The sequence below is a fragment of the Cognatilysobacter lacus genome (genome assembly GCF_008274655.1).
Taxonomy (GTDB): Bacteria; Pseudomonadota; Gammaproteobacteria; order Xanthomonadales; family Xanthomonadaceae; genus Cognatilysobacter; species Cognatilysobacter lacus.
In genome coordinates, this window is the sequence record NZ_VTRV01000095.1 from 1 (window position 1) to 10,347 (window position 10,347).

Genomic DNA, 10,347 nt, shown 5'->3' on the forward strand with positions numbered 1-10,347 from the left:
GCGCTGCTCGCGCGCGCCGACCGCGCGATGTACGCGGCCAAGCGCGGCGGTCGCGACCGCGTGGTGCTGGACGGCGACGAGGCCGCGGTGCGCTGAGGGCGGCGCACCATAACAGTGCGGATTGGCTTGAAAGCGCACCGCTTTGGGGCGTTGTTTCCACGCGTGTCGCTGGTGCCCCTTGCAGATCAAGCACTTGCGGCGGGAAAACGGTTGGCACCGTCCTTGCTGTGAAGGCTTCGTCAGCGCAATTCCGCGCCGCGTCCTTGCCTTCCCTCGGAGCCGCCATGTCCCTCGAGAACGTCGAAAAGCTCATCCGCGACCACAAGGTCGAATTCGTCGACCTGCGCTTTGCCGACATGCGCGGCGTGCAGCACCACGTCACCTTCCCGGCCTCGATCGTCGAACCGAGCCTGTTCGAGGACGGCAAGATGTTCGACGGCTCATCGATCAGCGGCTGGCGCGGCATCCACCAGTCCGACATGGTGCTGCTGCCCGACCCGTCGACGGCCTTCCTCGACCCGTTCACCGCCGACCCGACGCTGGTGATCGTCTGCGACATCCTCGACCCGACCACGATGCAGGCCTACTCGCGCGATCCGCGCGGCATCGCCAAGCGCGCCGAGGCGTTCCTGAAGTCGTCGGGCATCGCCGACACGGCATTCTTCGGCCCGGAACCCGAGTTCTTCATCTTCGACTCGGTGCGCTACGCCAACGAGATGGGCCACACCTTCTTCCACATCGATTCGGAAGAGGCGGCGTGGAACTCGGGTCGCGAGTACGCGGGCGGCAACACCGGTTACCGGCCCGGCGTGAAGGGCGGCTACTTTCCGGTCGCGCCGCTGGATTCGCTGCACGACATCCGCGCCGAGATGTGCAAGACGCTGCAGGCCGTCGGCATCGAGGTCGAGGTGCACCACCACGAAGTCGCGAACGCGGGCCAGTGCGAGATCGGCACCAAGTTCAACACGCTCACGCAGAAGGCCGACGAGCTGCTGACGATGAAGTACATCGTCAAGAACGTCGCGCACCGCAACGGCAAGACGGCGACCTTCATGCCCAAGCCGATCGTCGGCGACAACGGCAGCGGCATGCACGTGCACCAGTCGCTGGCGAAGGCCGGCGTCAACCTGTTCAACGGTGACGGCTACGGCGGACTGTCGCAGACGGCGCTGTGGTACATCGGCGGCATCTTCAAGCATGCGCGCGCGCTCAACGCGTTCTGCAACTCGACCACCAATTCGTACAAGCGCCTGGTGCCCGGATACGAAGCGCCGGTGATGCTTGCCTACTCGGCCAGCAACCGTTCCGCGTCGTGCCGCATCCCGTTCGTGGCCAACCCGAAGGCGCGTCGCATCGAGATCCGCTTCCCCGATCCGATGAACTCGGGCTACCTGATCTTCGCCGCGCTGATGATGGCCGGCCTGGACGGCATCAAGAACCAGATCGACCCGGGCGCGGCGAGCGACAAGGATCTGTACGACCTGCCGCCGGAAGAAGAGAAGAACATCCCGACGGTCTGCCATTCGCTGGACCAGGCACTGGAATCGCTCGACAAGGATCGCGACTTCCTCAAGGCGGGCGGCGTGTTTACCGACGACTTCATCGACGCGTACATCGGGCTGAAGATGAAGGAGGTCACCGCGTTCCGCGCCGCCACGCATCCGCTCGAGTACCAGATGTACTACGCGATCTGATTCGGGGTTCGCATCGCGACGACGGCCGCCTCCGGGCGGTCGTTGTCTTTGGGGGCCGCGCGCCGGCCGGCTTGCCGCCGCACGTCGGGATCGGTCGTTTCGCTGGACATCGTCCGGTCCGCGATGAGAGCGGGCCCGGCCCTTCTCTCCCGAAAGTCTCGCGCTGCGAGCCCGCGCGGCACGCTCGAGAGGACACGGCAGCAGGCACGCGCGCGAAGAGCATCGAGCACTGGGAGTCGGCCCGCCGGGCGCTCCGCATCACAGTTCAAATCGCTCCCAAGCGCCTCGGACATGGCGCGTTCAGCGTCCGCGCATGACTCGTTCAGTCGCCACTCGACGCATCGCAGCTGCCGAGCACGGTGCGCCAGCGTCCCGATGCCAGCCGCAGAACGGTGGAGGTGTCTTGTGGCGTTTACCCGCACGCGTGCGGGCAATCGCGTGAACGTCGCGTAGACACAGCCGATCCTATGCTCGCGCGATCTTGCCCATGGGGATGGGCGCATCGAGACTTCCCGTGACTGAAGCCACCGCACGGCGCAGCCGTTCCGCCGCTGCCAAGAACGCTACTCAACCGCCTTCCGTCGACGAACCGTTGCAGGCGTTGCTCGCCGCGATGACTGCCGTCGGCGACGGTGATTTCGAAGTCCGCCTGCCCGGCCACTGGGAAGGCATCGAAGGCCGGCTTGCCGCGGCGTTCAACGAGATCGTTTCGCAGAACCGCCTGCTCGCCAGCGAGCTTTCGCGCGTTGGCGAGGCCGTGGGCCGCGTCGGCCAGACCCGCCAGCGCGTTGCGCCGGCCGCCCGCCGAGGCCAGTGGGCGCACATGGAACGCTCGGTCAACGAACTGATCGATGACCTGGTGCGTCCGGTCGAGACCATGACCGAGGCCATCGCCGGCGTCGCCAAGGGCGACCTCACGCGCTCCGTGCCGCTCGAAGCCGAGGGCCGCCCGCTGCAGGGCGAGTTCCTGCGCTCGGCGACGATCGTCAATCGAATGATCGAACAGATGGGCGAGTTCTCGTCCGAAGTCACGCGCGTCGCGCTCGAGGTCGGCACCGCCGGCCTGCTTGGCGGCCAGGCGCAAGTCAAGGGCGTGTCGGGCGTCTGGAAGGACCTGACCGACTCGGTCAACCAGATGGCGTCCAACCTGACCGCGCAGGTGCGAAACATCGCGGAAGTGACGATCGCCGTGGCGAACGGCGACCTGTCGCGAAAGATCACCGTGGACGTGCGCGGCGAGATCCTGCAGCTGAAGGAAGCCATCAACACGATGGTGGACCAGCTGCGTGGCTTCGCATCCGAAGTGACGCGCGTGGCGCGCGAGGTCGGCACCGAAGGCCGCCTCGGCGGCCAGGCGATCGTGCCCGGCGTTGCCGGCACGTGGAAGGACCTCACCGACTCGGTGAACGCGATGGCGTCGAACCTGACGTCGCAGGTGCGCAACATCGCCGAGGTCACCACGGCCGTGGCGAAGGGCGACCTGTCGCGAAAGATCACCGTCGACGTGCGCGGCGAGATCCTCGAACTCAAGAACACCATCAACACGATGGTCGACCAGCTCAACGGCTTCGCCGCGGAAGTCACGCGCGTCGCCCGAGAGGTCGGTACCGAAGGCAAGCTCGGCGGCCAGGCCGACGTGCCCGGCGTCGCCGGTACGTGGAAGGATCTGACCGACAACGTCAACCTGATGGGCGCGAACCTGACGCTGCAGGTGCGCAACATCGCCGACGTGACCACCGCGGTCGCCAAGGGCGACCTGTCGCGCAAGATCACCGTCGACGTGAGGGGCGAGATCCGCGAGCTCAAGGACACCATCAACACGATGGTCGACCAGCTCAACGGCTTCGCGGCCGAAGTCACGCGCGTGGCGCGCGAAGTCGGTACCGAAGGACGACTCGGCGGCCAGGCGCAGGTGCCCGGCGTCGCGGGTACCTGGAAGGACCTGACCGACTCGGTCAACTCGATGGCGTCCAACCTCACCGCGCAGGTGCGAAACATCGCCGAGGTGACCACGGCCGTGGCGCGCGGCGACCTTTCGCGCAAGATCGCGGTGGACGTGAAGGGCGAGATCCTCGAGCTCAAGGTCACCATCAACACGATGGTCGACCAGCTCAACGGCTTCGCCGCGGAGGTGACGCGCGTCGCGCGCGAAGTCGGTGCGGAAGGCAAGCTCGGCGGACAGGCGCAGGTGCCGGGCGTCGCCGGCACCTGGAAGGACCTCACCGACAACGTCAACTCGATGGCGTCCAACCTCACCACCCAGGTGCGAAACATCGCCGAAGTGGCGACCGCGGTGGCGAAGGGCGACCTTTCGCGCAAGATCGCGGTCGATGCGCAGGGCGAGATCCTGCAGCTGAAGAACACGCTCAACACGATGGTGGACCAGCTCAACGGTTTCGCCGCGGAAGTGACACGTGTGGCGCGAGAAGTCGGTACGGAAGGCAAGCTCGGCGGCCAGGCCTCGGTGCCGGGCGTCGCCGGTACGTGGAAGGACCTCACCGACAACGTCAACTGGATGGCGGCCAACCTCACCACGCAGGTGCGCGGCATCGCGAAGGTGGTGACCGCGGTCGCGAACGGCGACCTGCGCCAGAAGCTCACGGTGGAAGCGAAGGGCGAAATCGCCGAACTCGCCGACACCATCAACTCGATGACCGACACGCTCGCCACGTTCTCCGACCAGGTGTCGACGGTGGCGCGCGAGGTCGGCGTCGAAGGCCGACTCGGCGGCCAGGCCAACGTGCCGGGTACCGCGGGCGTGTGGAAGGACCTCACCGCGAACGTGAACCAGCTCGCCGCCAACCTCACCACGCAGGTGCGCGCGATCGCGGAGGTGGCCACGGCGGTGACGCAGAACGACCTTACGCGTTCGGTGACGGTCGATGCACTCGGCGAGGTCGCGGACCTGCGCGACAACATCAACGTGATGATTTCGACGCTGCGCGCGACCACCGAGTCGAACCGCGAGCAGGACTGGCTGAAGACCAACCTCGCCGCGTTCGGCGCGATGATGCAGGGCCAGCGCGACATCCTGAATCTGGGCCAGCAGCTGCTCACCGAACTGGCGCCCTTGGTGAACGCGCAGCAGGGCCTGATGTACGTCGTCGAGGCCGACGAGGAGCGCGGCGGCAAGCAGCGCCTGCGACAGCTCGCCGGTTATGCCGATGCGCCGGTCGCGCCGCTCAACCACACCATCGAGATCGGTGACGGGCTGATCGGGCAGTGCGCGGCCGAAGGCCGGATGATCCTGCTCAACGATATCCCGAGCGGCCTCGTGCAGATCCGCTCGGGCCTGCTCACGGTGTCACCGCGCAACGTGATCGTGCTGCCGGTGCTGTTCGAGGACGAGGTCAAGGCCGTCATCGAGCTCGCATCGGTGGGCGACTTCAACGACGTGCACCGCACGTTCCTCGAGCAGCTGTCGCGCTCGATCGGCATCGTGCTCAACACCATCGAAGCCGGCATGCGCACCGAGCGGTTGCTGCAGCAGTCGCAGACGCTCGCAGGCGAGCTGCAGACGCAGCAGCGCGAGCTGCAGCAGACCAACGAGGAGATCGCGCTCAAGGCCGCGCTGCTCGCCGAACAGAAGGCGGAGGTCGAGACCAAGAACAACCAGATCGAGCACGCACGCCGCGAACTGGAAGCCAAGGCCGCCGAGCTCGCGCTCACCTCGCGCTACAAGTCCGAGTTCCTCGCGAACATGTCGCACGAGTTGCGCACGCCGCTCAACTCGATCCTGATCCTCGGCCAGCAGCTCGCCGAGAACCCGGACACCAACCTCTCGCCGCGCCAGGTCGAATTCGCGAAGACGATCCATGCGGCCGGTACCGACCTGCTGCACCTGATCTCCGACATCCTCGACCTGTCGAAGATCGAGTCCGGCACGGTCACGATCGAGACCGAGGACATCACCTTCGCGCACCTGCGCGAGAACATGGAGCGCGGCTTCCGCCACGAGGCCGAGCGTCGCAACCTCGACTTCTCGGTGGACTTCACGCCCGACCTCGGCCGGTCGCTGACCACCGACCCCAAGCGCCTGCAGCAGATCCTCAAGAACCTGCTGTCGAACGCGATGAAGTTCACCGAGGAAGGCAGCGTGCGCTTGGCGGCACGCGCCGCGCACGGTGGCTGGTCGCAAGGCCACGCCGTGCTCGACACGGCGCCGATGGTGATCGCGTTCGAAGTCACCGACACCGGCATCGGCATCTCCGCCGACAAGCAGCGCATCGTGTTCGAAGCGTTCCAGCAGGCGGATGCGGGCACGTCGCGCAAGTACGGCGGCACCGGCCTGGGCCTTGCGATCTCGCGCGAAATCGCCGGCCTCCTGGGCGGCGAGCTCACGCTGTCGAGCCAGCCGGGCAAGGGTTCCACGTTCACGCTTTACCTGCCGCTGCGCTACACGCAGCCCGAGGCCGAAACGCCGCCGGCTCTGCGCGCGCCCTCGCGGCCGATGGCCACCGCACGGCTCGCCCATGCGATCGCCGCCGACTCGGATGCGGATGTCGCGACGCCGGTGCCGGATTCGATCGAGGACGACCGCGACCATCTCGATCCCGACTGGCCCACGCTGCTGGTGGTCGAGGACGACCCGCGCTATGCCGCGGTGATGCGTGACCTCGCACGTTCGCGCGGTTTCAACGTGCTGGTCAGCAATCGCGGCGCCGATGCGTTGCGACTGGTGCGCGAGCACAAGCCCAGCGCGATCTCGCTCGACATCTTCCTGCCCGACATGCTCGGCTGGACGGTCCTCGCGCGGCTCAAGCAGGACGCCTCGACGCGCCACATCCCCGTGCAGATCGTGACGGTGGAAGAAGACCGGCACCACTCGCTCGAGCGTGGCGCATTCAACTACGTGGCCAAGCCGTCGACGGCCGAAAGCATCGGCGACGCGCTCGACCGCATGCGTGAATACGCCAAGCCGCGCATCAAGAAGCTGCTGGTGGTGGAGGACGACGCCGCCGAGCGGATGTCCATCGAGGAGCTGATCCGGCACGACGACCTTGCGATCGACAGCGTCGGCAGCGGCGAAGAAGCGCTCGCGAAGCTGGCGGAAGGCGGTTACGAGTGCGTGGTGCTCGACCTGCGCCTGCCCGACATGACCGGCTTCGACCTGCTCGATCGCCTGCAGGCCGACGCGTCGCTGCGCGACGTGCCGGTGGTGGTGTTCACCGGCAAGGAGCTCTCGGCGTCGGAAGACGCGCGCCTGAAGCTCGCCGCCAAGAGCGTCGTGATCAAGGGCGTGGAGTCGCCCGAGCGCCTGCTCGACGAAACCGCGTTGTTGCTGCACCGGGTGATCGCGAACCTGCCCGAGCACAAGCAGAAGATGGTCAAGCGGCTCACCGAGTCGGACGAGGTGCTCAAGAGCAAGCGCGTGCTGGTGGTGGATGACGACGTGCGCAACATCTTCGCGTTGTCGATCGTGCTCGAGCGCCATGGCATGGACGTCGTCACCGCCAACAACGGTCGAGAGGCTGTACAGAAGGTGACGACCGACCACGACATCGACATCATCCTGATGGACATCATGATGCCGGGCATGGATGGCTATGACACCATGCGCGCCATCCGCAACGATCCCGAGGCTCGCGCCATCCCGATCGTTGCGCTCACGGCGAAGGCGATGAAGGGCGACCGCGAGAAATGCCTCGAGGCCGGTGCGTCCGACTACCTCGCCAAACCCGTGGTCACCGACCAGTTGCTTGGAGTGTTGCGCCAGTGGTTGCATCGTTGACAACCGCAGGCACCGACGCGCGCGCGCCCTCCCAGGCGCCCGCGACGATCCTGCTGGTCGATGACCAGCCGGGTCGGTTGCTGTCGTATCGCGCCATCCTGGATCCCCTCGGCGAGCGCCTCATCGAGGCGCGTTCGGGCGAGGAAGCGCTCGGCATGCTGATGGAGAACGACTGCGCGCTGATCCTGCTCGACGTCAACATGCCCGGCATGGATGGCTTCGAAACCGCGAGCCTGATCCACCAGCACCCGCGCTACGAGAAGACGCCGATCATCTTCGTGACCGCGGTGAACGTGTCCGACATGGATCGCCTGCGCGGTTACAAGCTCGGCGCGGTCGACTACGTGATGGTGCCGGTGATCCCGGAGATCATGCGCAGCAAAGTGTCGGTGCTGGTCGAACTCTATCGCAAGCGCCGCGAGCTGCAGAGCGCCAACGAGAGGCTGGCGCGCGCGAACGAGGACCTGCGCGTCGAGAAGGCGCGGGAACTCGAGGTGCTCAACGAATCGTTGCGCGCGGCCAACGTCGCGCTTGCGCAGCGCAACATCGAGCTGCAGGCGCAGATCGCCGAGCGCGAACGCGTGCAGGCGCATCTGCTGGAGCACGACCGTCGCAAGGACCAGTTCCTGGCGACGCTCGCGCACGAGTTGCGCAATCCGCTGGCGTCGCTCGCCAACGCGGTCAACGTGATGAAGCTCGGCGGAAACAGCGGTCCGGACCTGCAGGATGCGATGGACCGGCAGCTCGGGTTGCTGGTGCGCCTCATCGATGACCTGCTCGACATCGCGCGCATCAGCCAGGACAAGCTGGTGCTGCGCCCGGCGTCCACCACGCTCGACGCGGTGCTGCGTTCGGCGGTCGAGAGCATTGCGCCGATGCTGCAGGCCACCGGGCATGCGCTCGAGATGCACGTGCCCGACGTCGAGATCGCGTTCGATGCCGACCGCGAGCGCCTCTCGCAGGTGTTCGCCAACCTGATCAGCAATGCCGCGAAATATTCCGATCCCGGCCAGCCTGTGCGCGTGGACACCGAGCGCGACGGCGAGCATGTGCTGGTGCACGTCGCCGACGGTGGCATCGGCCTGGCGCCCGAGCAGGTGGAGGCGATCTTCGAGCCGTTCGCGCAGGTCGATACGTCGATCGAGCGCGCGCGCGGCGGCCTCGGCATCGGCCTCACGCTGGTGCGCCGGCTCGTCGAAATGCACGGGGGCAGCGTTACCGCGTCGAGCCCGGGCCTCGGCCATGGCAGCTGTTTCACCGTGCGGCTGAAGATGCGCTCCACGCCCGCGCTGCCCGAGGCGGTGCCGCCGCCGGTGCCGATCGCGATGCCGCGCCGCGTGCTGGTGATCGACGACAACTGCGACTCGGCCGACACGCTGGCGATGATGCTCGAGATGCTCGGCCACGAGGCGCAGCGCATCTACGACCCGCATTCGGCCGAACAGGCGGTGGAAGGCTTCGTGCCCGACGTCGTGTTCCTCGACATCGGCATGCCCGGCATCAGCGGCTACGACGTCGCGCGCAAGTTGCGGGCATCGCCGCTGGGTGAACAGCTCACGCTCGTCGCGGTGACGGGCTGGGGCCAGCCCGAGGATCGCCGCCGCACGGCGGAAGCGGGCTTCGACCATCATCTCGTCAAGCCACCGGAGATCGAGGCCATCTGCAGGATTCTCGGCGGGTTGCCGCCCTGCGGGTCGAGGGTGCGATGAGCGACCGTCCGCTGTTCGAACGGCTGGCGCACGACCTCAAGGGGCCGCTGTCGCCGTTGCAGACCGCGGCTTACCTGCTGCGCCGCCCCGAGCTGCCGCAGGAGAAACGCGTCGAGCTCGCCGAGACCATCGAGCGCCAGTCGCGGCGGATGGCCTGCATGATCGAAGAGCTCGCCGACTGGGTGCGCGCGCAGGAAGGCCGGCTGATCCATCGGCTGCGCCCGGTCGACGTGCCCATGCTGGTCGACCTCGCGGTCGGCGCAGTGCCCGGCTGCAGCACGGTGCCGCAGGTTTCGCCCGAACTCGACGGCGTGCAGCTCGACGGCGACGAATCGCGGCTGGTGCAGGCGCTCGTGAGCGTGATCGGCTTCGCGCAGTGGCACGGCAACGCGGCCCCGGCGCTGCATGCCTGGCGCGAGGATGCGCAGGTGCTGGTCGAAGTCAGCGACGTCGGCGAGACACCGGATGACGCCAAGGCGCTGCTGGTCGACCCGCTGCCGGAACCGTACGACCTCGGCCTCGGCCTGCGCCTGGTCATCGCCGACGCGGTGGTGCGCGCGCACGGCGGCACGATCGACGTGCATGCGCTCGCACCGGGCCTCGCGTTCCGCATCGCACTGCCGATCGCGGGATGAGCCGGCGTGCGGTCGCGCTCCTGGTCCCGCTGCTGCTGGCAGGTTGCGCGATGACGCAGCCGCGGGCCAACGAGGTGTCGCCCGAGGCGGTGGTGCAGCGCCAGTTCGACGCCTACAACCGTCACGACCTCGATGCATTCATGGCGACGTATCGCGATGACGCCCGCGTCTGGCGCATGCCCGCGACGGCGCCTGCACTCGATGGCGGCGATGCGATCCGTACGTTCTATCGCGAGTCGCGGTTCAACCTGCCGACGCTGCATGCCGAACTCGTCGCCCGTACCGTGCTGGGCGGAAAGGTCGCCGACCACGAGCGGGTCAGCGGACTCGGGGCCGAGCCCGTGGATGCGCTCGCGGTGTACGAGGTGGTCGACGGGCGCATCGCCAACGTCTGGTTGTTCGGGCCTTGAGGCCGGCGGCGTGAGCGGCTCGGTCGGGCTCGCGCGTCCGAAGTCACCCACGTAGCTGCTCACCCCGGGCCCCCGCGGCCGAGCGGCGTCGTCGAACTGTTGGCGTGCATTCCAGGCTTTGCCGTCGCACCCGGCGCGCGCACCGCGACTGCCGGTCGCGGTGCCGCC

Annotated in this window: 5 protein-coding genes; all 5 read left to right on the top strand. The window is 67.5% G+C overall.

Annotated features, from left to right (window positions below; genetic code table 11):
- Nucleotides 1-284: 284 nt before the first annotated feature.
- Nucleotides 285-1,694 carry a type I glutamate--ammonia ligase gene (glnA, locus tag FW784_RS09315; protein ID WP_149353073.1) on the top strand — a complete coding sequence of 470 codons (1,410 nt, stop codon included), beginning with the start codon at nt 285-287 and terminating at the stop codon, nt 1,692-1,694.
- Between the two features lie 514 nt (nt 1,695-2,208).
- Entirely contained in the window at nt 2,209-7,425 is a 5,217-nt protein-coding gene (locus FW784_RS09320; protein WP_235893634.1) for a HAMP domain-containing protein, read from the top strand.
- The gene (locus FW784_RS09325) at nt 7,422-9,134 is read left to right on the top strand and encodes a response regulator (RefSeq protein ID WP_187770757.1); all 1,713 of its coding nucleotides are present in this window, start codon (nt 7,422-7,424) and stop codon (nt 9,132-9,134) included. Before FW784_RS09320 ends, FW784_RS09325 begins: the two co-directional genes overlap by 4 nt.
- Nucleotides 9,131-9,769 (top strand): sensor histidine kinase, encoded by a 639-nt coding sequence (locus FW784_RS09330; RefSeq protein ID WP_149353076.1) that lies wholly within the window; start codon nt 9,131-9,133, stop codon nt 9,767-9,769. Before FW784_RS09325 ends, FW784_RS09330 begins: the two co-directional genes overlap by 4 nt.
- On the top strand, nt 9,766-10,179 hold the full coding sequence (locus tag FW784_RS09335) for a nuclear transport factor 2 family protein (protein WP_205123591.1): 414 nt from the start codon (nt 9,766-9,768) through the stop codon (nt 10,177-10,179). The genes FW784_RS09330 and FW784_RS09335 overlap by 4 nt, the downstream gene beginning before the upstream one ends.
- The last annotated feature ends 168 nt before the right edge of the window (nt 10,180-10,347 follow it).

What these genes read in the sequence shown, in the direction of transcription:
- FW784_RS09330 (WP_149353076.1), top strand. Translation starts at nt 9,131, where the DNA reads ATGAGCGACCGTCCGCTGTTCGAACGGCTGGCGCACGACCTCAAGGGG.
- glnA (WP_149353073.1), top strand. Translation starts at nt 285, where the DNA reads ATGTCCCTCGAGAACGTCGAAAAGCTCATCCGCGACCACAAGGTCGAA.
- FW784_RS09335 (WP_205123591.1), top strand. Translation starts at nt 9,766, where the DNA reads ATGAGCCGGCGTGCGGTCGCGCTCCTGGTCCCGCTGCTGCTGGCAGGT.